We start from the raw sequence: 21,876 nt of genomic DNA on the forward strand, positions 1-21,876 counted from the left end.
CGGTTTGGAGCTGCGGTTTCGGACTTACGGATGCGAGGATGGGGTGCGGGCGTCTCGGAGACGGTCGATGTGAGGGGTCCATGATAAAGATTCTGATCGCCGAGGACATGGCGATGCTGCGCCGAGCGCTCGCCGAACTCCTGGCGCTGGAAGCGGACTTCGACGTGGTGGCCGAGATCGACCGTGGCGACGAGATCGTCGCGAAGGCTCGTGCCCTGAAACCGGATGTGGCCGTACTCGACATCGGCCTTCCCGGTATGGACGGTATCGCCGCGGCGGCGGCGCTCGCTGCCGAGGTACCGGACTGCCGGATCCTCATGCTCACCGGGTACGGCAACCCGAGCACCCTGCGCCGGGCGCTGGCCACCCGCGCCATGGGATTCCTGCGCAAGGACGCCGACCCGGCCCAGCTCATCGGCGCCATCAGGGCGGTGGCGGCGGGGAAGCGGGCCGTCGACCCCCAACTGGCCGTCGCGGCGCTCGAGGACGTCACGCAGCCGCTGGCTCCGCGCGAACTGGAAGTGCTGCGCCTCGCCGCCGCGGGTGAGGGCACCACGGCCATCGCCCGCCGCCTGTTCCTCTCACCGGGAACGGTACGGAACTACCTGAGCAGTGCCGTGGTCAAGCTCGGCGCCCGCAATCGTATGGACGCGGTACGCATCGCGCGGGAGACCGGCTGGATCTGACGGGCCGCCGACGAGGCGCCCCGCCGGGCCGGTCCCCGGCCGCCGAGGTCAAGGCCGCACGGGCCGATGGCGCTCGGGCCGAGGCCGGCTCAGGCCACGGTCGCCGAATCGTGCATCCCCCGGTCGGAGGGGTGCGCCGTGTCCATGGAAGGCCACAGGAGCCGGCGCCTGGACGTCTGGTTCGTCGCCGGGAGAGGGACGACCACCGTCAGGGAGAACCACTTGTCCTCGGTGATCTCCGTGTTGAGGCGGCCTTCCACCGCCTCGACGCGTTCGCGGAGGTTGGTGAGCCCGCTTCCGGGCCGGGCGTCGGCGGGCCGGGGGGCCGCACGGCTCATCAGCCCGTCGTTGGTCAGGGTCATCCTGACGGTGCTCTGTTCCAGACCGAGGTGGAGGATGCAGGTGCCGACCCTGCTGTGCCGCAGCATGTTGGTGGCCCCCTCGCGCAGCACCGTGGCCAGCGCGGTCTCGATCTCGGGCGGCAGAGGTCCGGCGCCGCCCCGGAAGACGGTCTGTATGCCCATGGCCCTGAGGGTGCGGAAGACGGTGTCGACCTCCGTGGTCAGTGACATGGCGCGGTAGGTCTGGGAGACGGCCCGCACGTCGGCGAACGCCTGCTGGGTGATGTCGAGGATCTCGGTCAGTTCCTGATGCAGGCGGGCGTGCTTGGAGGGCGGCAGCCGCCGTGCCAGTTCGCATTTGAAGGCGATCGTGGTCAGGCTCATGCCCAGCAGGTCGTGCAGGTCGCGGGAGAAGCGCAGGCGCTCGGCCTCCAGGGCCATCCGGGTCAGCTCGCTCCGGGTGCGGTGGGCCTCCTGGACGAGCCGGGTCAGCTCCGACAGTCCGAACACCACGAGACCGGTCAGCGTGGTCGCGACCGTCCCGTACCACAGCGATCCGCGGCCCATTCCGCTTCCGAGCACCAGCAGGCTGGACGAGGCCACGGTCACGGCGAACGTCGGCCACGCCCAGCGGGACGGCAGGACGAGCAGGGCGGAGCCGGCGAGAAAGCCGGGTGTGGCGAGCCAGGCCTCGGCGAAAGTGAGAAAGGGAAGATAGGTGAGAAGGATCTGAACTCCGAAAGTCCAGGACCGCCGTCGGGCCAGCCAGGGCCACAGATGCGGGAAGGAATGCGCGAGTTGGACGCCGTATACGAGAATGAGGGTCAGGATGCCGGCCGCGAGTCTCGCGGGTGAGAGCCGGTCGTCCAGCAGATAGCTGAGGGCCACCCCGAAGAAGGCCACGAGTACCGCGAGGGTGATGGCGCTGGAGGTGCCGAGAGCCAGGTCCCTGCTTCTCACGTCCTCCCGCTCGACGCGCGCACCCCTGTGCAGGGCAGAACCTTGCATCTCTTCCTCCCCCGGACGAACCGAACGAATGAGTGAGTCAGGGTTGTGCCTCACCCACCCTCTCACGGCAGGCCGGGAGGATGGGAACTGGTCATCGATTTTAATCGAACTGGGCGTTCCGCCCGCGGCGTTGCGGGCGCGGCGGCCCTTTTCCGGCCGCTTTCCAGAAGAGAAGGCTTTTGGCTTCGAAGGGTTGTCTTCCGGGCGCGGAAAAAGAGGAATGCTGGATTCCGTCAGAGGTGGAGCGGCAGCGGATTGAGGTCCGCGAAGTCCGTCGGCCGGGTGAGCCGGCCGAGGGCGACGGGTACGTCGAACAGCCTGCCGGGGCCGAACCCCGCCCAGTGCGGGCGCAGACCGGGTACCAGCACCTTGGCGACGGGCAGTTCCACATCGGGGCGCGTCTGGTCGAGGACCAGCACCTCGAGGCCGTGCCGGCGCAACAGGGCGACCAGGGCCCCGGCCTGTGCCGCGGCGTCGCGGGGAGGCCGCAGCGAGGCGGGGGACCGGGCGGACCGGCGTGCCGCGGGCAGGAGGTACGGCTGGTTGGCCGTGGTGGCGTGCTGGAACCAGTGCAGGGCCTCGGGGTCCGTGCCGGTGTACGCGGTGGCGTCGCCGGCCGTCTCCCGCGTCAACGGCGGGAGCATCTGGCCGAGTTCGGTGAGCGCCCGGCGCAGGGCGATACGCGGGTCGAAATGCGCGCCGAAGCCCAGCACGATGTCCTCGGCGGTGCCGCCCGTGCGCACCGACACGGCGGCGACCACGGGAATGCCGAGATCGGACGTGAGGTCGAGGGCCCACACCGTCCTGCCCAGATCGCGCAGGACGGCCCGGAGCCGCGTGATCCACGGATCCCGCGCGTCCAGGGGCACGCCGGGCCGGCGGGTGCGGTTGTACCACCACAGCGCGATCGCGTCCCGCTCCACGAGTTCCAGGCAGCCGTGCACGACGGCGTCCTCCAGGCTCGTTCCGGCGGCGGCCCCGTTGGACGTGGCCCGGCAGTAGCCCGTGTCCGCGTCCGGGGCGTTGTAGTAGAGCAGGCTCGTCGGCGCGAGCCGCTGCCGCCGCTCGGTCAGTGACCAGACGGGGGTCCAGTCGATCGGGACGTCCTCGTCGAAGGGCTCGGTCACCTGGTGGAAGGGACCGTGTGCGCGGTTCCACGCCCGCCGGTCCTCGAACTGTCTGCGGTCGAAGAGCTGGACGCTGTCCGGATGCACGGCGAGACCGGCCAGCTCGCGGTAACTGCCGCGCCGGCGCGGTTCGTCGCCCTGGAAGTAGCCGCTGCACCGCTCCAGCGCCTCGGCCAGCGCGCTGACCCTGGCGTGCAGTTCGGTGACGCCCTTGCCGGATCCCGGGCTGCGCAGCGGGGACTGGAGCGACGGCGGCGGCAGCGCGGGGTCCCAGGACGGCAGCGCGACGGCGTGGAAGCAGTTGAGGAACTCCGGTCCGCGCGGATCCCGGCGGATCTCGCCGACGACACCGGTGACGGGGTCCACGAGGTGGCCGTAGCGGTCCAGCATCTCCTGCGGTCCGAACGCGCGGTGACCACCGCCGCTCTCGTCCCGCACCGGCCGGGGGGACAGCGTCACGGGGGCCGAGACCCGGTCGCGTACCAGCAGCGGATCGCCGCAGCGGGAACACTGCGGGCGGCGCCGCACGGGATGGCGACTGCTCTCCAGTGTGCGGGTGTCCAGGCGCCAGAGGCTGTCCTGCACGGCGTCGCGGTGTCCGGAGAGCCACTTCCCGGCTTCCAGCAGGGCCAGTTGCAGGGCCGCGGCACGCCCCGCGGGCAGGTAGGCACGCCGGTGCACGGCCGGACCGCTGTGCCCCAGCAGGTGCTGCACGTACGCCTCACCGCGCCGGCGCAGCCGGAGCCGGTCCGCCAGGCAGCTCCAGCAGGGGCCGTCGCCGGCGGAGAAGAACGGGCCGATCCACAGGTGGGTGCCGTTGGCCCGGACGGGCAGCCAGCCGCGTCCCGACGCGCGGTGCTCGGCGTCCAGGGCGCTCAGCCGCGGGTCGAGGTAGTCGTGACAGAGCACCAGGGTCAGAGGGGCCTGCTCGCCCGGTGCCGCGGCGGGCAGGCCCGCGGCGGACACGGCCTCGGGCAGCGGGGATCGCGCGTCGCCGGTGAGGTCGACCGCGGCCAGGACCGGGTCCGGTGCGTCGGCGGAGCGCGCCCCAAGGCCGGTGAGGGACCGGTAGGCCCGTTCGGGGCCATCGGCCCCGTCCTGCGGATAGGCGCACAGCAGGCCCGCGTCCAGCAGCCGGGCCACGAGCCGCTCGGCGAGTCCGGCCGGCAGCCCGGGTGCAGCGTCGGCGACGATGCCCGGCAGATCGCGGCTGCCGTCGAGCAGCGGGGCCAGCAGGGCGATCTGCTCCCCGCCCAGCGTGGTCACCCGGTCCTCCGTCATCAGGAAGACGGGCTCTCCCGGCCGCGACTCGACCCGCAGATGCGGTGCGAACCCCAGCCGGGGGAGCCTGTTGCCAGGGGCCGTACGGCTCATCGAGACGTGGGGCCGCCGACCGTGGCCGACGGGGTGCCGGACAGGGGAGCCCAGCAGATACACATCGCGCTGTCCACGTGCTCCCCGGGACCGTGGCCGAACTCCGTGATGACGAGATCGTCGGCGAACTCGGCGGCTGCCGCGTCACCTTGCAGGAGGGGCGTGATCCGTGACATGTGTGCTCCTTGTCGCTGTCGGCCGGCTGCTGCTGTGAGTAGTGCTCTGGCCCTGGTTCGGGCTGTGCACTGCCGTCATCCTTACGGCCCCGCAGGGCGGCTGCCAGTGCGTCCGGCATACACGGCCTATGAGGTTTACACATCTTGCACATACGTTCCTCATGTGCCTGTTCGGGTTCAGGGCACTGGCTGACTGCCGAAGCGGCCAGCAAGACTCCCTGGGCATGGAGCTCTTCGCGGTGCTCCGTCGACCAGATGGGGGAGAAGAACGTGGACATATGGTTGCTGGGACCGCTGACGGCCGAGGTGCGGGGCAGGTCGATCGTGCCCACCGCGGCGAAACCCCGGCAGATCCTCGCCCTGCTCGCCATCCACGCCAATCGCGTCCTGCCCGTCGGGACCCTGATGGAGGAGATCTGGGGCAGCGAGCCGCCCCAGAGCGCCCTCGCCACCCTGCACACGTACATCCTCCAGCTGCGCCGCCGGCTGACCGCGGCCTACGGTGACGAGGGCGGCGTGTCGGCCAAGGACGTCCTCGTCACCCAGTACGGCGGCTACTGCTGGCAGGCGCCCGAGGACTCCGTGGACGTGCCGCGCTACGAACGGCTCGTCACCGCCGGACGGATCGCCACCGCCGAGGACCGGCAGGAGGAGGCGTCGGCCCACTTCCGTGAGGCGCTCGCGCTGTGGCGGGGCTCCGCGCTGGTGGATGTGCGGATCGGACCGGTCCTGAGCATCGAGGTGGCACGGCTGGAGGAGAGCAGGCTCGGCGTGCTGGAGCGCTGCCTGGAGGCGGACCTGAGGCTGGGACGCCACGCGGAGCTGCTGGCCGAACTCACCGAACTCACCGGGCGCCACCCACTGCACGAGGGCCTGCACGCCCAGTGCATGACGGCGCTGTACCGGGCGGGCCGCTCCTGGCAGGCGCTGGACGTCTACCAGAGGCTGCGCCGCCGGCTGGCGGAGGAACTCGGACTCTCCCCCTCGCCGCGCCTGCAGCGTCTGCAGCAGGCGGTGCTCTCGGCGGAGCCCTGGCTGGACGCGCCCGGATACGGAGGGGACCCGGTGTTCGACCGGATGATCAGCTGACCGCCCTTCGGCTCAGCCGTTCTTGGTGACGAACTCGACGATCGACTCCCGCATGTAGTCGGTCATCTCCTCCGTGATGCCCGGATACACCCCGATCCAGAAGCTCTGCTCGGTGATGATGTCGGAGTTGCGGAGATCGCCCGCCACCCGGTGCGGCGTGTCGAGGTACGCCGGATGGCGGGTGAGGTTGCCACCGAACAGCCGCCGTGTGCCGATCCGCCGTTCCTCCAGGAAGGCGACCAGGTCGCGGCGGGTGTAGGTGGCGTCGGGCAGGACCGTGATCACGAACCCGAACCAGCTGGGATCGCTGCCCGGCGTCGCGACCGGCAGCAGCAGACCGGGAACGTCGGCGAGCCCGTCCCGCAGTCGCTGCCAGTTGCGCCGCCGGGCCGCGCCGAACTCCGGCAGCTTCTTCAACTGGCTGAGCGCCAGAGCCCCTTGCAGATCGGTCGCCTTCAGGTTGTAACCGATGTGGGAGAAGATGTACTTGTGGTCGTAGCCCTTGGGGAGATTGCCCAGCTGGTAGTCGAACCGCTTGAGGCAGGTGTTGTCCTCGCCCGGTTCGCACCAGCAGTCCCGGCCCCAGTCGCGGAACGACTCGACGATACGGGCCAGTTCGAGGTTGCGCGTCAGTACGCAGCCTCCCTCGCCCGTGGTGATGTGGTGGGCGGGATAGAAACTGACCGTGGCCAGGTCCCCGAAGGTCCCCGTCATCCGTCCCTGGTAGGTCGAGCCCACCGCGTCGCAGTTGTCCTCGATCAGGAACAGCTCGTGCTCGGTGGCCAGTTGCTGGATCTCCGCCACCTGGTAGGGGTTGCCGAGGGTGTGCGCGATCATGATGGCCCGGGTCCGGTCCGAGATCGCCGCCCGCACGTGCTCCACCGTCGTGTTGTACGTACCGAGTTCCAGGTCCACGAACACGGGCGTCAGCCCGTTCTGGAGGATCGGGTTCACCGTGGTGGGGAACCCGCCGGCCACCGTGATCACCTCGTCGCCCGGACGCAGCCGCTGCTCACCGAGCCGGGGAGAGGTCAGCGCCGAGAGCGCCAGCAGGTTCGCCGAGGACCCCGAGTTCACCAGGTGCGCCTTGCGTACGCCGATGTGGCGGGCGAACCTGCTCTCGAAGCGCCGGGAGTGGGCTCCGGCCGCGATCCGCAGATCCAGGGCGGCCTCCACCAGGGCGACCCGGTCCTCCTCGTCCAGGACGGCGCCCGAGGAGAGGATGGGCGTCACTCCGGGCTGGAAATTCCCTGGCTGCTGCTGCCGGTGATACTCGCGAACCTGCTCCAGGACCAGAGCCTTGGTGTCCGACGTCATAGCCGTCCCTCCGTAAGGATTGCCTCGCCGACCATGCTGGCCCGGATCGGTCGAGGAGCCGTGGAGTCCCGGCCGAAGGCCCTGCTCCAGTGGGCTTCGAGGGGCCTTCGACCTGCCGTGGCTAGCGTGTCCGGCGACGCGTCGAACTGGTGAGGTGGCAGATGCCGAAGGACACTCCACGGCCCGTACTCCGCATCGGGGTTCTGGGCTGTGCCGATATCGCGGTGCGCCGGATCCTGCCCGCGATCGTGGAGCATCCGTCGGTGCGGCTGGTCGCTCTGGCGAGCCGGGACCGGGCGCGCGCCGAGCGGCTCGCGGCCCGCTTCGGATGCGCGGCGGTGACCGGCTACAAGGCGCTGCTGGAGCGTGAGGACATCAACGCCGTCTACGTTCCCCTGCCGCCCGGCATGCACCACGAATGGGTCACCGAAGCGCTGGCGGCGGGCAAGCACGTGCTGGTGGAGAAGCCGCTCAGCACGACGTACGCGCAGAGCGTCGAGCTGGTGGCGATGGCCGGCCGGCTCGGTCTCGCGCTCACCGAGAACTTCATGTTCCTGCACCACTCGCAGCACGAGGCGGTCCGGGCCATGGCCGGCGAGATCGGGGAGCTGCGGGTCTTCACCAGCTCCTTCGGTGTGCCGCCGCCAGACCCCTCGTCCTTCCGGCACGACGCGCGGCTCGGCGGCGGCGCCCTGCTGGACGTCGGTGTCTATCCGCTGCGCGCGGCCCAGCTCCACCTCGCCGGGGAACTCGACGTGCTGGGCGCCTGTCTGCGCGTCGACGAGGCGACCGGCGTCGACGTCGCGGGAAGCGCGCTGCTGTCCACGGCGACGGGGGTGACCGCGCAGCTCGACTTCGGCTTCCAGCACGCGTACCGGTCCGTGTACGCGCTGTGGGGCAGCCGCGGCAGGCTGAGCGTGCCGCGGGCCTTCACCCCGCCCCGCGAGCACCGCCCGGTGGTCCGCATCGAACAGCAGGACCGGCTCACCGAAGTCACGCTGCCCGCCGATCACCAGGTGGGCAACGCGCTCGACGCGTTCGCCTCGGCGGTGCACTCGGAGACTGTCCGGGCCTCCCTGGGGGAGGCGCTGCTGCGTCAGGCGCTGCTGGTCGAGCAGGTACGCAAGGCCGCACGGGTCGTCAGCGGCTGAGCCGCCCGGACGTTCGGCGAGTGCCTGAAGCCCGGACGTTCGGCGAGTGCCTGAAGCCCGGACGATCGGCGCCTGACCTCCGCAACGACGAAGAGCCGGCGCTGAAAGGCGCCGGCTCTCCTCACGCTCTTGGCGGTCGCGCCCCGCCGGGGCGGCTCAGACCCGCTCGGCCGGTTCCGGCCGGCGGGCCGGCCGGTCGCGGTACCAGTCGACGACCTCGCGCAGACCGTCGTCCAGGGACCGCAGCGGCCGGTAGCCGAGTTCTTCGCGGATCTTCGTGTCGTCCACCGCGTACCGCAGGTCGTGGCCCTTGCGGTCGGGCACCTGGCGGACCCTTGACCAGTCCGTGCCGCACAGCGCGAGCAGCTTGGCCGTCATCTCACGGTTCGTCAGATGCGTACCGCCGCCGATGTTGTAGATCTCGCCCGGCCGGCCACCGGTCAGCACCGCGTGGACGGCCCGGCAGTGGTCGTCCACGTGCAGCCATTCCCTGACGTTGGCTCCGTCGCCGTACAGCGGCACCGTCCGGCCGGCCAGCAGTTCGGTGACGAACAGCGGGATGAGCTTCTCCGGGTGCTGACGGGGGCCGTAGTTGTTGGCGCAGCGGGTGGTGCGCACATCGAGGCCGTGGGTGCGCCAGTAGGACCGCGCGACCAGGTCGCTGCCCGCCTTCGACGCCGCGTAGGGGGAGTTGGGGAGCAGGGGCGCCTCCTCCGTCCAGGTGCCCTGCGCGATCGAGCCGTAGACCTCGTCCGTGGAGACGTGCACGAACGTGCCGACCCCGCCGCGCAGGCTCGCCTCCAGCAGCGACTGGGTGCCCAGCACGTTGGTGCGGACGAACTCCGCCGGCTCGCTCAGGGAACGGTCCACATGGGTCTCGGCCGCGAAGTGCACCACCGCGTCGTGGCCGGGGACCACCGTCAGCAGCGCGTCCAGGTCGCGGATGTCGAGCCGGCGGAAGTCCAGCCGGGGATCGGCAAGGGGCAGATTGCCGGTGTCTCCCGCGTACGTGAGCAGGTCGACGACGGTGACCCGGCTCGGCCGGGGACCGGGCAGGGTCCCCGCCAGCAGGGAACGGACGTAGTGGGATCCGATGAAACCGGCGCCGCCGGTGATCAGGACACGCATGGCGACGTACCTCCGGGGCGTCGGGCTCCACGGGCGCGGTGCTGGGCGGTCAGCCGTTCCAGTACGGGGACGACCTGCGCCGGGGTCGGTTCGGACTCGGCCTCGGCCCGCAGCCGGCCGGCCGCCGCGGTGAACGAGGGCTCGTCGAGGAGCCGGACGAGCCTGCCGCGCAGCCCCTCCACCGTCACCTCGTGCGAGGGGAGATGGAGGCCCGCGCCGAGTGCCTGCTGACGCTGCGCGCGGTCGATCGCGTCCCAGATCCAGCCCATGGCGATCTGCGGCACACCCTCGACCAGCGCCGTCGACCAGGTGCCGGCGCCGCCGTGGTGGACGATGGCCGCGCAGGTCGGCAGCAGCGCGTGCAGCGGCACGTGGTCCACCAGGCGCACATTGTCCGGGACATGGGTCAGCAGCGCCCGCTCCTCGGCGTCGAGGGTGGCGACCACCTCGATGTCGAGCCCCTCGACCGCCTTGAGGACGAGGTCGACCGGGACGGCGTTGGGGAACTCCGAGGTCCGGGCCGTCAGGCCCAGCGTGACGCAGACGCGGGGGCGGGTCGGCGGAACGCGCAGCCAGTCGGGCACGACGGCGGGCCCCGGCCCGTTGTAGGGGACGTAGCGCATGCCCACGACCGGGCCGTCCGACGGCGGGCGGAAGCTGCGCGGCACCTGGTCCACCGACCACTGTCCCGTCACCGCCTCCTCGTCGAAGGGGACGCCGTAGCGGCCGAGCGTCCACTCCAGCCACTGGCCGAGGGAGTCCTCGGGGTGCGCCGTCCCGTCCCACCCGGCCGGGTCCGCCGGGGCGGCGCCGAGCTGGGCGAGGTAGGCCCGCCGCATGGACATGAAGAGGTCGGGAAAGGACAGCAGCCGGGCATGGGCCGCGCCGGTCACCTTCGCGGCCACCGCTCCGGCGAAGGTGAACGGCTCCCACACGATCAGGTCCGGTTCCCAGCCGCGGGCGAACGCGACGAGGTCGTCGACCATCGGATCGTCGTTGATCAGCGTGTAGAAGGTGGCGGCCAACATGGTGTCCCAGCCCTTGAGGAAGGCCGGGGTGAGCTGTCCGGGGGTGTCGGGGTCGAGCGACTGGTCGGCGTGGTGGGACAGCACCGAGTCGCCCACGCCCTTGACCATCTCGTCCAGCCGGGGGTCCGCCCCCACCGGCACGGCGGTCAGCCCGGCCGCCGTGATGCTCGCGGTCAGCGCGGGCTGGCTCGCCACCCGTACCTCGTGCCCGGCGGCCCGCAGTGCCCAGGCCAGCGGCACGGACCCGTTGAAGTGAGCGTCCAGCGCGAAGGACGTCAGGAGAACCCGCATGGTCGGTCCTTTCTCTGCGGCTCGGCTTTCGGCGGCTCGCAACTCGGGCCGCGGTACGCCGGGCCCCGGCGTGCCGTCACGCGGAGGTGGTCAGGGGGAAGCGCAGCACTCCGCCCAGCACGGGGGACCGCATCCGCCGCAGGACCGCGCCGGCCGGCGCGAGCACGGGCCGGCGCTCCCGCAGGGTGCGGACCGCGGTCTCCGCCTGGAGCCGGGCGAACGCCCCGAAGAGCGAGGTGTGCGGGCCGGAGAGCGACAACTGCCCCTGCCCGGCTGGCCGGTCGAGGTCGAAGTGGTCCGGGGCCAGGAACGCCTCGGGGTCCCGGTTCGCCGCCCCGACATGGACGACGACCTGGGCGCCGGCCGGGAGGTCCTGGCCTCCGAGGCTGAGGTCCTCGGCGGCGATACGGCTCTCCAGCCGCACCGGCGGCGCGAACCGCAGTGCCTCCTCCACGGCGCCGGCCGCGAGGTCCGGGCCCTCGCCGAGCCGCGCCCACTGCACGGGACGGGCGAGCAGCGACTCCAGGGTGTTGTTGATGAGCCCGGCGGTGACCTCGACGCCCACCACGGCGGTCAGCACCCCCACGGCGAGCGCGTCCTGCGCGGGAGAGGCGGCGGAGGAGCCGTCCCGCAGCACCGTGCTGAGCAGGTCGTCACCCGGCTGGGTCCGCCGCGCCTCGACGAGGTCGGCGACGAGGGCCCGTACGTCCTCGACGGCCTCGGTCAGCCGGCGGGTCACGGCGAGCGGCTGGGGGCAGAGCGCGGCGTCGAGGGCGACGCCGAGGGCGAGACACGTCGCCGCGAAGCGTTCCCGCTGGGCGGCGGGGACACCGAGCAGCTCCGCGGCGGCCTGCGTCGCCACCGGGCGGGAGTAGTCCGCCATGAGGTCGAAGCTGTCCCCGGTGCGGTCGGCGGCCTCCCGGTGCACGCGCCCGGCCTGCTCGCGGACACCTTCCGCCGTCGCGCCGCCCGCGCCGCCCAGGACGGCGGAGGCGGACCGCGCCCAGCGCGTGTGGTCGGCGTCCGAAGCGTGGAGGAAGGCCCGGTCCAGCGGGATGATGTGGCACAGCTGCGGATTGCTCCAGGCGTCGGAGAAGACGTGCCGCTGCGGGCCCGGCAGGTCGGCGTGGCGCAGCGCGAGCCGGGGATCGGCCAGGGCCTGGGCGGCGACGCCGTGCCGGCCGGTGACCCAGGCGCCGGTGGCGCTCTGCCACAGCGGCCCGGCCTCCCGTATCCGGCGGGTCAGCAGCGCGGGGTCGTCGCTCTCCGCACGCAGGGTCAGGGCGTACGGGTCGCCGCTGGTGCCGTAGATCCAGTGGAAGCCGCGGGCGGTCAGGAGATGACGGCCCAGTTCGCTGTCGGTCTGCTGGTACTCCGCCGTCTCCGGCGCGTTCTGTGTCTGCACGGCAGTCTCCTTCGGGACGTGGTTCAGGTGAGGGACAGACCGCCGTCGACCGCGAGCACCGCTCCGGTCGCGTAGGCGGCGCGCGGGTCGGCGAGCTGGACGGCCCACCAGGCGATGTCCTCGGGCCGGCCGACCCGGCCGGCCGGGACGCGGGCGGCGATCTGCCCGAGGAAGTCCGCGTAGGCCTGCCGTGACATGCCCGAGCGTTCACCGATGCCGGTGTCGATCACGCCGGGCGCGAGGCCCAGGACGCGGATGCCGCGCGGTGCCAGTTCGACGGCCCAGGTCCGGGTGAGGAAGTCGAGCCCGGCCTTGGCGGCGCCGTAGACGCCGTTCTGCGGCCACGCCCGGCGGCCCAGGGCTCCGGCCGAGCCGATGTTCAGCACCGTTCCCCCGCCGTCCGCCGCCAGGGCGTCCAGGGTCTGCCGGGTGAGCAGCAGCGGGGCCAGGAGGTTGCTGTCGAACTGCTCGCGGGCGGCCTCCGGCTTCGTCTCCGCCAGGCCGGCGAATCCACCCGTGGCCGCGTTGTTCACGAGGACGTCGATGCGGCCGAACGCCTCCAGGGCCGCGTCGGTGATGGCGCGCGGACCGTCCGGATCGGTGAGATCGGCGGTGAGGACACTGATGCCGGGATGGCCCTCGGCGGTCCCGGCCAGGGTCGCGGCGGTGCGGCCCACGACGAGTACCCGGTCGCCGCGGCCGGCGAAGGCGTGGGCCGTGGCCCGCCCGATCCCGGTCCCGCCGCCGGTGACGATCACGCCCCGCGGCGCTGACGGTTCTGCTGTAACGCTCATGCCCCGGACCGTAGGCCGGGCCGCTCGATTCACGGTCGACTCCCGCTCGGCCGCGGCCTCAGGGCCGGTCGTCACGGGTCACCACGCGTTCCCGGACCAGGAGCCGGCCGCCCTCGCGGACCAGGATGTCCCGGCAGGTGCAGACCAGGTGCAGCCGGGCGGGGCCGCCCTGCGCGACGGCGACGATCGAGACCAGGCTCTCGGCGGTCAGCGAGCCGTCGTCCGCGGGGGTGACGGTGAGCATCCCGACCCAGTGGCGGTGCGTCTCGCGGGCGGCGGCGAGTCCCGCCGCGGCGTTGCGGGCACCCTCGGCGAGCAGCGGGCGTCCGCGCACCGGCTCCGGGAGCGAGGGCGGTGCGAAGGAGCCGTCCTCGGTGAACGTGCCGGCCCAGGTCTCGGCCTCGCCGGAGTCCAGGTACCGCATCTGCCGTGCGTAGAAATGCTGTACCTCGGCGTAGACGTCCGCCGGGGCCGTGGGTGCCTGTGCTGTCATGCCGTGTCACCTTTCGCCGTTCCCGCGTCCGGGGCGGGTGGGTGCCCGGGTCCCCGGTGAGTGTCACGACGGTCGCAGCGCGACCTCCAGGATCGGTCGAGCGCGGGCCGGGCGGATGCGCTGGCCGCTGTTCAGTCAGCCTCCAACGCTTCTCAAGCCGCGCTGGTGAGCATGGGCTGGCTCGCAGGAACCCATCGCCGGGAGGCGCGTGTGCGCATCATCGACCTGTCCTCACCCGTGGACGCGGCGGGTTTTGAACCTGATCCCGTCGTGCACGACGTTCTCGGTCCGAAGGAGGCCGCCACGCACATGAGCGAGGAGATGCGTGAGCACTTCGGCATCGACTTCGATCCGGCGGAACTGCCGGAGGGCGAATTCCTCTCGCTCGACCGTCTCCAGCTGACCACCCACACCGGAACCCACGTCGACGCGCCCTCGCACTACGGCACGCGCGCCTCGTACCGGGACGGTCCGCCGCGGCACATCGACGAGATGCCGCTCGACTGGTTCTTCCGGCCCGCGGTCGTCCTCGACCTGAGCGGCCAGGGCACGGGCGCGATCGGCGCCGACGTGCTGCGGCGGGAGATGGACCGGATCGGCCACACCCCCGCGCCCATGGACATCGTCCTGCTCAGGACCGGCGCCGACGCGTGGGCGGGGACCCCGAAGTACTTCACGGACTTCACCGGGCTGGACGGCTCGGCCGTGCATCTGCTGCTGGACCTGGGCGTGCGGGTGATCGGCACGGACGCGTTCAGCCTGGACGCGCCGTTCGGCGACATCATCACCCGCTACCGGGCCACGGGTGACCGGTCGGTCCTGTGGCCCGCCCATGTCATCGGGCGGGACCGGGAGTACTGCCAGGTCGAGCGGCTCGCCGGCCTCGACCGGCTGCCCGCCGCGCACGGGTTCCGGGTCGCGTGCTTCCCGGTGCGGATCGCCGGAGCGGGCGCCGGCTGGACGAGGGCGGTGGCCCTGGTCGACGAGTGAGGAGCGCACGGCGGGCCGAGCGGACGACGCGCCCACCGGGGCGCCGACGGAGGGAACAGACATGTACGGCCGGGAACTCGCGGACGTGTACGAGGCCATCTACCGCAGCCGCGGCAAGGACTGGGGACAGGAGGCGGCTGACGTCTCGCGGATCATCACCGAACGGCGTCCGGGAGCCGCTTCGCTGCTCGACGTCGCCTGTGGCACGGGCGCCCATCTGAGCGTGTTCAGCACCCTGTTCGAGGTCGCCGAGGGCCTGGAGATCGCGGAGCCGATGCGGCGGCTCGCCGAGCAGCGGCTGCCCGGCACCACCGTGCACGCCGGCGACATGCGCGACTTCCGGCTCCCGCGCGCCTACGCGGCGGTGAGCTGCATGTTCTGCGCCATCGGCTATCTGGAGACGCTGGACGACATGCGGGCCGCCGTCCGCTCGATGGCCGCCCATCTGGAGCCCGGCGGCGTGCTGGTCGTCGAACCCTGGTGGTTCCCGGAGAACTTCATCGAGGGCTATGTCGCGGGTGACCTGGCCCGCGAGGAGCACCGGACCATCGCCCGGATCTCGCACACCACCCGGAAGGGCCGGGCCACCCGCATGGAGGTTCGCTTCACCGTGGGGGACGCCGCCGGCATCCAGCAGTTCACGGAGATCGACGTGCTGACCCTTTTCACCAGGGACGAATACACGGCCGCGTTCACCGACGCCGGCTGCTCCGTCGAATTCCTGGAGGACGGACCCACCGGCCGCGGTCTTTTCGTCGGTGTCCGCGAACAGCACTGAGTCGGACGGAAGGTCAGCCCGAGAATTCTCGGGCGACCGCCATCACATAGCGACCGTAGCCGGACTGCGACATCTGTTCACCGAGCCGGTGGCACATGTCCGCGTCGATGAATCCCATGCGCAGCGCCACCTCTTCGACGCAGGCGATGCGCACGCCCTGCCGTTCCTCGAGGGTACGCACGTACTGGGTGGCCTGGAGCAGCGATTCCGGGGTTCCGGCGTCGAGCCAGGCGAAACCGCGGCCGAGATCGACCAGCCGGGCTCGGCCGCGGGCCAGGTAATTCCGGTTCACATCGGTGATCTCCAGTTCCCCGCGCGGCGAGGGCCGGAGGTTCTTCGCGATGTCCACCACTTCGTTGTCGTACAGATAGAGCCCGGTGATGGCGAGGTCGGAACGCGGCCGGAGCGGCTTCTCCTCCAGGGAGACGAGTTGCCCCGACGCGTCGGTCTCGCCCACGCCGTAGCGCTCCGGGTCCTCCACGGGGTAGCCGAACAGGACGCAGCCCTGGACGTCGCGGACATTGCTCTGGAGCAGGTCGTAGAAGTGGTGTCCGTGGAAGATGTTGTCCCCCAGGACCAGCGCCACGTCGTCGTCGCCCACGTGGTCGGCGCCGATGACGAAGGCGTCGGCCAGTCCGGCCGGCCGGTTCTGCACCGCGTAGTCGATGCGCAGGCCGAGCTGGGAGCCGTCGCCCAGGAGCCGGCGGAACTGTTCCAGATCGCGCTCGGTGCAGATGAGCAGGATCTCCCTGATGTCCGCCAGCATCAGCACCGAGAGCGGATAGTAGATCATCGGCTTGTCGCCGACCGGAAGAAGCTGTTTTGATACGGAGACGGTTATCGGATGGAGCCGTGTTCCCGAACCGCCGGCGAGAATAATCCCCTTCATGGGTATGCCCCTGTCCTCGATTTCTTCTCATGCTAACGACCGGATTCGCTCGGCAGCAAGCCGGAAAATTTCTGGTCCAGGGAAAATCGAGTGGTAATAGAGGGAATTCCGGGGTTGTGGACCGAAGTGGGAATGTGATGTGCTGCGAGGGGATGGTGACGCCCTGTGGCACGGCATCGGCGTGGCAATCGGCAAGGCATCGGCAAGGGGAGGAAAAGAATTAATGACGACTCTCGTCTGGGACTACCTACAGGAATACGAGAACGAACGCGCCGACATTCTGGACGCCGTGGAGACGGTCTTCAGCTCGGGCCGGCTCGTCCTCGGTGACAGCGTCCGCGGATTCGAGGAGGAGTTCGCCGCCTACCACGGCGCCGCGCACTGCGTCGGTGTCGACAACGGCACCAACGCGATCAAGCTGGCCCTCCAGGCGCTCGGCGTCGGCCCCGGCGACGAGGTCGTCACCGTGTCCAACACCGCGGCCCCCACGGTCGTGGCCATCGACTCGGTGGGCGCCACCCCGGTGTTCGTCGACATCCACGCGGACAGCTACCTCATGGACACCGAGCAGGTCGAGGCCGCGATCACGCCCCGGACCCGGTGCCTGCTGCCCGTCCACCTCTACGGACAGTGCGTCGACCTGGCTCCGCTGGAGCGGCTCGCCGCGGAGCACGACCTGTTCCTCGTCGAGGACTGCGCGCAGGCCCACGGTGCCCGCCGCGCCGGCCGGCTCGCCGGCACCACCGGCGACGCCGCCGCCTTCTCCTTCTACCCCACGAAGGTGCTCGGCGCCTACGGCGACGGAGGCGCCGTACTGACCTCGCGGGACGACGCCCACCACGCGCTGCGCCGACTGCGCTACTACGGCATGGAGGAGCGGTACTACGTCGTCGGCACCCCCGGCCACAACGCCCGGCTCGACGAGGTCCAGGCCGAGATCCTGCGGCGCAAGCTGCGCCGGCTCGACACCTACATCGAGGGGCGGCGGGCCGTCGCCCGGCGCTACGAGGACGGGCTCGGCGACACCGGCCTGGTGCTCCCGCACACCGTCCCCGGCAACGAGCACGTCTACTACGTCTACACGGTGCGCCACCCGCGGCGCGACGACATCATCAAGGCACTCAAGGCGTACGACATCGAGCTGAACATCAGCTATCCCTGGCCGGTGCACACCATGTCCGGGTTCGCCCACCTCGGCTACGGCAAGGGCTCGCTGCCCGTCACCGAGGACCTGGCCGGCCAGATCTTCTCGCTGCCGATGTACCCGGCGCTCCCGCCGGACGCCCAGGACAAGGTGATCAGCGCGGTGCGTGACGTGCTGGACAGCCTCTGAGCCCGTGCGGCGCCCAACCGGCAGGCAGCACACGCGTCGAAGGCCCGGCGGAGGGACACCGCCGGGCCTTCGTCCGTACGCCTCAGCGGGCGGACCGTGCCGTCTCCAGGCCGCGCAGACACGCCACCAGGCTCCGGGCCTGCACATTGAGGTAGTGACTGTGCCGGAGCAGCCCCGTCAGCTGGTCCATGGACAGCCAGCGGTAGTCGGGGTGGCCGGGATCCTCGGGAACATCGCTGTCGACGATCAGATAGCGGTTGCGGGCATGGAAGAAACGGCCCCCCTCCTCGGACAGCACCGCCTCGAAGCGGATGCGGTCGGGACCGGCGGCCAGCACCTCGTCGAGATGACGTGGCCGGGCGGCGGACGGCAGCCACCGGTAGCTCTCCGGGACGCACTGCACGGTCGGTGCCAGTTCGACGACGTCCGCGTAGCCCGGTTCGGTGCGGGCGTGCACCAGCACGTGCTCCACCCCGTTGATCCGCCGCGTCAGGAAGGCGATGACCCCGGTGCCGTGCGGCTCGATCATCGGCTGCCGCCAGCCGCCCACCTCACGCCCGTTGGCCGTGACGGAGACGCCGATGACGTCGAAGAAGCCGCCGCTCTCGTGGGAGTACCCCATCTCGGTGTGCTCCCACTCGTCCAGCCCGGAGAGCGCGATCCGCTGGGTGCTGACGCCGGCCAGCGAACGGGCGCCGGTGATCCAGCTCAGCACGTCGGTCGTCCGGTGCAGCGCGCCCTCGGGCCGGGAGGCGTGCGGCAGGCACGCCATCACGGTCCGCGCGTCCATGTTGACGATGTCGTCGCGCGACAGCAGTAGGTACAGCTGCCCGAGGGTGAACCAGCGGAACCCTTCGAGGACCTCCACCTCGGCGGTCGTCTCCACGACCATGTTGCGGTTGCGCTTGCGGTAGAACCAGGCGCCCTGCTCCGACTGCCGGACGTCCGCGATCACCCGGTGCCCCGAGGTGTCGCGGAAGTAGTCCAGGTACGGCACCGGCCTGCCCTTGTGGACACCGGTGTAGTTGCTGCGGGTCGCCTGCACGGTGGGGGAGAGCTGAAGCCCGCCGGGGTTGCCCGGCTCGGCCTTGGCCTGCATCAGGAAGTGCGGCACCCCGTCGAACTCCTTGACCAGGATGCCCAGGATGCCGACCTCGGGCTGGTCGATGATGGGCTGGTCCCACCAGTGGACCGCGCCGGTGGGGTCGTGCACCCGCAGCCCGTGGACGGTGAAGAACTTGCCGGTGCGGTGGCGCAGATCACCGGTCACCGGCGTCTCGTACCACTGGTCGAGAGCGGCCAGCGGCACCCGCTCGGCCGTCGTGCAGATCTTCTCCCCGTACTCGGCGAACCAGTCGTCGAATCCGGCGAGATCGGTCAGCGGGCTCTCCACAGCCGCGGCCGACCTGGCGATACGGGCCGTGACATCGGCCATCGGAACTCCTCTTCGTGTTCCTGTTCCTGTTCGTGTTCCTGATTTCCCGGACAGCGGACTCCCGGCGGCGGACTCCCGGACGTCCGGGCGGTTCAGTCGGCGGGAACCTCCCAGGTCGCCCGCATCGCCTCGGCCAGCGGGATCCGCGGCTTCCAGCCGAGCAGCCGGCCGGCCAGCCCGATGTCGGCCAGGGTCCAGTTGCCGCCCTTGCTGTCGATGGGCCCGTCCTCGATCCGCAGCGCGTCCGGCGGCAGGGCCGCGGCGGCGGCCAGCAGATCCACCAGCTCACGCATGGACGTGGCCTCCCCGCGGCCGATGTTGACGACGCGTCCGGTGGCCGGTGAGGCGAGGGCGAGGACCACCGCCTCGGCCAGATCGCGCACGTCGACGAAGTCCCGCCGCGCGTCCGCGACGCGCAGCGTCACCGGGTTCGCCGCGTCGGCGGCCCGCAGCATGCCGGCGACCGCCCCGAGGAAACTGGCCCGGGTGGTGCGCGGACCGCACACGTTCACCGCGCGCAGCACCAGGGCGTCCACCCGGCCGGCCCTGGCCGCGTCGAGCACCAGCTCGGAGCCGGCCAGCTTGGTCCTGGCGTACATCGTCGTCGGCCGGGGCGGAAGGTCCTCGCCGATGGAGAGGGGCTCGGGCACCGGCCCGTACTCGTGGACGGAACCCACATGGACCAGGCGCGGCCGGTCGTCCATCAGCGCCAGGGCCCGCAGCAGCCGGTCGACCAGGGTGATGTGCGCGTACCGCATCTCCTCCTCGGTCGTGCCCCAGCCGCCCGTCACGTTGACCACGGCGCGCACCCGGTGCCCGGTGAGCAGCCGCGCCAGCTCGGCGGGGGGCACCGCCGCCACGTCCAGGCCGGCGAAGAGGTGCTCCGCCACCGCGGGCCCGCCGCGCCGGGCGACGGCGAGCACCTCGTGCCCCTCGCGCGCCAGCGCGGCACTCACACAGCGCCCGACACAGCCGGTGGCCCCGAGCACCGCGATCCGCGATCCCTCGGCCGGCGGCCGGCCCCCGCTCAGGGCCGCCACAGTGCGGCCTCGATCCGACGGCACTTGTCGTACTCCGGCAGGCCGCCCTCCGCCCGCACCTGCTCGAGCAGGGGCGCGGCCGTGTCCCGCGCGGACAGCAGGGGCGCCACGTCCTGGGGGATCGGCAGGCCGAGCGCGGGGTCGAGCGGGGAGAGGGACATCTCGTGCTGCGCCTCGTAGCTTCCCGAGAGCATGTACGACATCACCGTGTCGTCCTCCAGCGCGATGAACGCGTGCCCGACGCCGACCGGGAAGTACATGGCGTGAAAGCCCTCCGGGTCGAGCACCGAGGAGTCCCAGCGGCCGTAGGTGGGCGAGCCGACGCGGATGTCGACCACGATGTCGATGGCGCGGCCCCGGGCGCAGTACACGTACTTGGCCACGCCCGGCGGGGTGACCGTGTAGTGGATGCCCCGTACGGTGCCGCGCCGCGACCTGCTGTGGTTGGACTGCGCGACCGGGAACAGGGGGTGGCCCAGTGCCGCCACGAAGGCCGGTTCCTGGAACGGCGAGGTGAACAGACCGCGGTCGTCCTCGAAGACGGGCGGAGTGAAGACGAACGCGCCGGAGACGGCGAGTTCACGGAACTGCACGGCGGTATCCATCTACTGCTCCCCTTCGACGGTGCCGCGGGCACCCCGGTCACGGCGGTGTTCCGCGGTGAGCTTCTCCAGCAGCGGGACGATGTCGTTGGGGCTCGGCGTGCCCACCATCTCCCGGCGGATACGCGCGCAGTTCTCGGCGAACGACGGCTCCTCCAGCAGCCGCAGCAGGTGGTCGCGCAGGTCCTGAGCGGTGTAGTTGTCGACGTCGTGCAGGTAGAGCCCCGCCCCGAACCGTTCGAGCTGCTTGGCCTTGTGGATCGTGTCCCAGACCATGTCGGGCACGATGAGCTGCGGGACACCGTGCGCGAGCGCCGTCTGGAAGGTGCCGGAGCCACCGTGGTGGATCACCGCGGAGCAGGTCGGCAGCAGCGCGTTGAGCGGGACGAAGTCGACGGCCCTGACGTTGTCCGGCAGTTCCATCCCGGCGAGCTGCTTCTCGTTGAGCGTCGCGACCACCTCGACGTCCAGTTCCGCGAGCGCCTTCACGAGTTCGCCGATCGAGGCGCGGTCGCCGTCCAGCACCTCCCGGTGGGCCACCCCCAGCGTGAGACAGACGCGGCGCTTCTTCGGCGGCTCGTGCAGCCAGTCCGGGATGACGGCCTGCCCGTTGTAGGGGATGTACCGCAGCGGCACGAACGGCTGCTCCACCGGGAACCGCATCGACGGCGGCACCGGGTCGACGGTCCACTGACCGACCGCCACCTCCTCCTCGAACTCGGCGCCGTAGCGGCCGAGCGTCCAGGTCAGCCACTCGCGCAGCGGGTCGTCCCGCTGCTCGGGCAGCCGCTCCTCCTGAAGGTCGAGGAAGGTCTCGCGCATCCGCCCCAGCAGATCGAGGCCGAACAGCAGCCGGGCGTGGGCGGCGCCGGTGACCTGCGCGGCCACCGGCCCGGCGAAGGACAGCGTGTCCCAGACGATCAGGTCGGGCTGCCACTCGCGGGCGAACGCGACCACGTCGTCGATCATGCGCTCGGGGCAGGAGTTCTGGAAGGCCATCGCCGTCATCGAGGTGAACACACCGAGGACGTGGTCCCAGGTCAGCATCTCGGGACGGGTCTCCGTCATGTCCATCCCGGCTTCCGCCTGGCTCTCCATGATCTCGGCGTCGTCGCCCAGGCCCTCGTTGACCCGCTGCATCTGCTCCTCCAGGAGCAGCGGCTCACCGACACACACGGCGGTCAGTCCGGTACGGGTGATGTCCTCCGCCAGGTCCGGCTGACTGGCGATACGGACCTCGTGGCCCGCGGTCTGGAGGGCCCAGGCCAGCGGGACCTGGGCATGCATATGGGACTTCGCGGCGAACGTGGTGAACAGGACCTTCATCGATCTCCCTCTTCGCAGGTGGTGGTGGCGGCCACGGGAACCCGGCGAGGGCTCCCGTGACCGCCGCCGTCCGGG

At 71.4% G+C, this 21,876-nt stretch carries 20 protein-coding genes; 6 read left to right on the forward strand and 14 right to left on the reverse strand.

Annotated elements, in window-relative coordinates:
• Positions 1-80 precede the first annotated feature (80 nt).
• A complete protein-coding gene (locus BZL64_RS08125; protein ID WP_086767545.1) occupies positions 81-686 on the forward strand; it encodes a response regulator in 606 nt (201 codons plus the stop codon).
• An 89-nt stretch (positions 687-775) separates the two neighbouring features.
• Here the strand turns inward: BZL64_RS08125 and BZL64_RS08130 are convergent, their stop codons facing one another.
• From BZL64_RS08130 to BZL64_RS08140, 3 genes are all read right to left on the reverse strand, one after another.
• The gene (locus BZL64_RS08130; RefSeq protein WP_086767547.1) at positions 776-2,035 is read right to left on the reverse strand and encodes a sensor histidine kinase; all 1,260 of its coding nucleotides are present in this window, start codon (positions 2,033-2,035) and stop codon (positions 776-778) included.
• A 233-nt stretch (positions 2,036-2,268) separates the two neighbouring features.
• The gene (locus BZL64_RS08135) at positions 2,269-4,536 is read right to left on the reverse strand and encodes a TOMM precursor leader peptide-binding protein (protein WP_143663044.1); all 2,268 of its coding nucleotides are present in this window, start codon (positions 4,534-4,536) and stop codon (positions 2,269-2,271) included.
• Positions 4,533-4,712: a hypothetical protein gene (locus tag BZL64_RS08140; protein ID WP_086767551.1), complete on the reverse strand. Its 180-nt coding sequence runs from the start codon at positions 4,710-4,712 to the stop codon at positions 4,533-4,535. Before BZL64_RS08140 ends, BZL64_RS08135 begins: the two co-directional genes overlap by 4 nt.
• Positions 4,713-4,982: 270 nt before the next feature.
• Between BZL64_RS08140 and BZL64_RS08145 the strand changes: the two genes are divergently transcribed.
• Positions 4,983-5,801, forward strand: a complete 819-nt coding sequence (locus BZL64_RS08145) for an AfsR/SARP family transcriptional regulator (protein WP_086767629.1) — start codon at positions 4,983-4,985, stop codon at positions 5,799-5,801.
• Between the two features lie 12 nt (positions 5,802-5,813).
• On the opposite strand, the gene rfbH is transcribed toward BZL64_RS08145, so the two are convergent.
• Positions 5,814-7,118 carry a lipopolysaccharide biosynthesis protein RfbH gene (rfbH, locus tag BZL64_RS08150; RefSeq protein WP_086767553.1) on the reverse strand — a complete coding sequence of 435 codons (1,305 nt, stop codon included), beginning with the start codon at positions 7,116-7,118 and terminating at the stop codon, positions 5,814-5,816.
• Between the two features lie 161 nt (positions 7,119-7,279).
• On the opposite strand from rfbH, the gene BZL64_RS08155 reads away from it, so the two are divergent.
• Positions 7,280-8,269 (forward strand): Gfo/Idh/MocA family protein, encoded by a 990-nt coding sequence (locus BZL64_RS08155; protein ID WP_244205254.1) that lies wholly within the window; start codon positions 7,280-7,282, stop codon positions 8,267-8,269.
• Between the two features lie 156 nt (positions 8,270-8,425).
• Here BZL64_RS08155 and rfbB read toward each other — a convergent pair whose 3' ends face one another.
• From rfbB to BZL64_RS08180, 5 genes are all read right to left on the reverse strand, one after another.
• Complete coding sequence (gene rfbB, locus BZL64_RS08160) at positions 8,426-9,397, reverse strand: dTDP-glucose 4,6-dehydratase (RefSeq protein ID WP_086767555.1); 972 nt, start codon at positions 9,395-9,397, stop codon at positions 8,426-8,428.
• Positions 9,385-10,716 (reverse strand): activator-dependent family glycosyltransferase, encoded by a 1,332-nt coding sequence (locus tag BZL64_RS08165; protein ID WP_086767557.1) that lies wholly within the window; start codon positions 10,714-10,716, stop codon positions 9,385-9,387. The genes rfbB and BZL64_RS08165 overlap by 13 nt, the downstream gene beginning before the upstream one ends.
• 76 nt (positions 10,717-10,792) lie before the next feature.
• Positions 10,793-12,121: a cytochrome P450 family protein gene (locus tag BZL64_RS08170; protein WP_158101514.1), complete on the reverse strand. Its 1,329-nt coding sequence runs from the start codon at positions 12,119-12,121 to the stop codon at positions 10,793-10,795.
• 23 nt (positions 12,122-12,144) lie between these two features.
• Positions 12,145-12,915 carry an SDR family NAD(P)-dependent oxidoreductase gene (locus BZL64_RS08175; RefSeq protein ID WP_208639388.1) on the reverse strand — a complete coding sequence of 257 codons (771 nt, stop codon included), beginning with the start codon at positions 12,913-12,915 and terminating at the stop codon, positions 12,145-12,147.
• Between the two features lie 58 nt (positions 12,916-12,973).
• Positions 12,974-13,408: a nuclear transport factor 2 family protein gene (locus tag BZL64_RS08180; RefSeq protein WP_086767564.1), complete on the reverse strand. Its 435-nt coding sequence runs from the start codon at positions 13,406-13,408 to the stop codon at positions 12,974-12,976.
• 210 nt (positions 13,409-13,618) lie between these two features.
• Here BZL64_RS08180 and BZL64_RS08185 point away from each other — a divergent pair, with 210 nt between their 5' ends.
• Together BZL64_RS08185 and BZL64_RS08190 are read left to right on the forward strand one after the other, a co-directional pair.
• Positions 13,619-14,398: a cyclase family protein gene (locus BZL64_RS08185; RefSeq protein WP_086767566.1), complete on the forward strand. Its 780-nt coding sequence runs from the start codon at positions 13,619-13,621 to the stop codon at positions 14,396-14,398.
• A gap of 61 nt (positions 14,399-14,459) precedes the next feature.
• Positions 14,460-15,176 carry a class I SAM-dependent methyltransferase gene (locus BZL64_RS08190; protein ID WP_086767568.1) on the forward strand — a complete coding sequence of 239 codons (717 nt, stop codon included), beginning with the start codon at positions 14,460-14,462 and terminating at the stop codon, positions 15,174-15,176.
• A gap of 13 nt (positions 15,177-15,189) precedes the next feature.
• Here the strand turns inward: BZL64_RS08190 and rfbA are convergent, their stop codons facing one another.
• Positions 15,190-16,065: a glucose-1-phosphate thymidylyltransferase RfbA gene (rfbA, locus tag BZL64_RS08195; RefSeq protein ID WP_086767570.1), complete on the reverse strand. Its 876-nt coding sequence runs from the start codon at positions 16,063-16,065 to the stop codon at positions 15,190-15,192.
• A gap of 223 nt (positions 16,066-16,288) precedes the next feature.
• On the opposite strand from rfbA, the gene BZL64_RS08200 reads away from it, so the two are divergent.
• The gene (locus BZL64_RS08200) at positions 16,289-17,398 is read left to right on the forward strand and encodes a DegT/DnrJ/EryC1/StrS family aminotransferase (RefSeq protein ID WP_086767572.1); all 1,110 of its coding nucleotides are present in this window, start codon (positions 16,289-16,291) and stop codon (positions 17,396-17,398) included.
• 82 nt (positions 17,399-17,480) lie between these two features.
• On the opposite strand, the gene BZL64_RS08205 is transcribed toward BZL64_RS08200, so the two are convergent.
• From BZL64_RS08205 to BZL64_RS08220, 4 genes are all read right to left on the reverse strand, one after another.
• Positions 17,481-18,833 (reverse strand): NDP-hexose 2,3-dehydratase family protein, encoded by a 1,353-nt coding sequence (locus tag BZL64_RS08205; RefSeq protein WP_086767574.1) that lies wholly within the window; start codon positions 18,831-18,833, stop codon positions 17,481-17,483.
• A gap of 92 nt (positions 18,834-18,925) precedes the next feature.
• Complete coding sequence (locus BZL64_RS08210; protein WP_244205255.1) at positions 18,926-19,789, reverse strand: NAD-dependent epimerase/dehydratase family protein; 864 nt, start codon at positions 19,787-19,789, stop codon at positions 18,926-18,928.
• 71 nt (positions 19,790-19,860) lie between these two features.
• Positions 19,861-20,478, reverse strand: coding sequence for a dTDP-4-dehydrorhamnose 3,5-epimerase family protein (locus BZL64_RS08215; RefSeq protein ID WP_086767575.1), 618 nt, complete (start codon positions 20,476-20,478; stop codon positions 19,861-19,863).
• Complete coding sequence (locus tag BZL64_RS08220; RefSeq protein ID WP_086767577.1) at positions 20,479-21,801, reverse strand: activator-dependent family glycosyltransferase; 1,323 nt, start codon at positions 21,799-21,801, stop codon at positions 20,479-20,481.
• Positions 21,802-21,876: the final 75 nt, after the last annotated feature.

Origin of the sequence: Streptomyces bobili (assembly GCF_002154575.1) — a bacterium.
GTDB classification, from domain to species: domain Bacteria; phylum Actinomycetota; class Actinomycetes; order Streptomycetales; family Streptomycetaceae; genus Streptomyces; species Streptomyces bobili.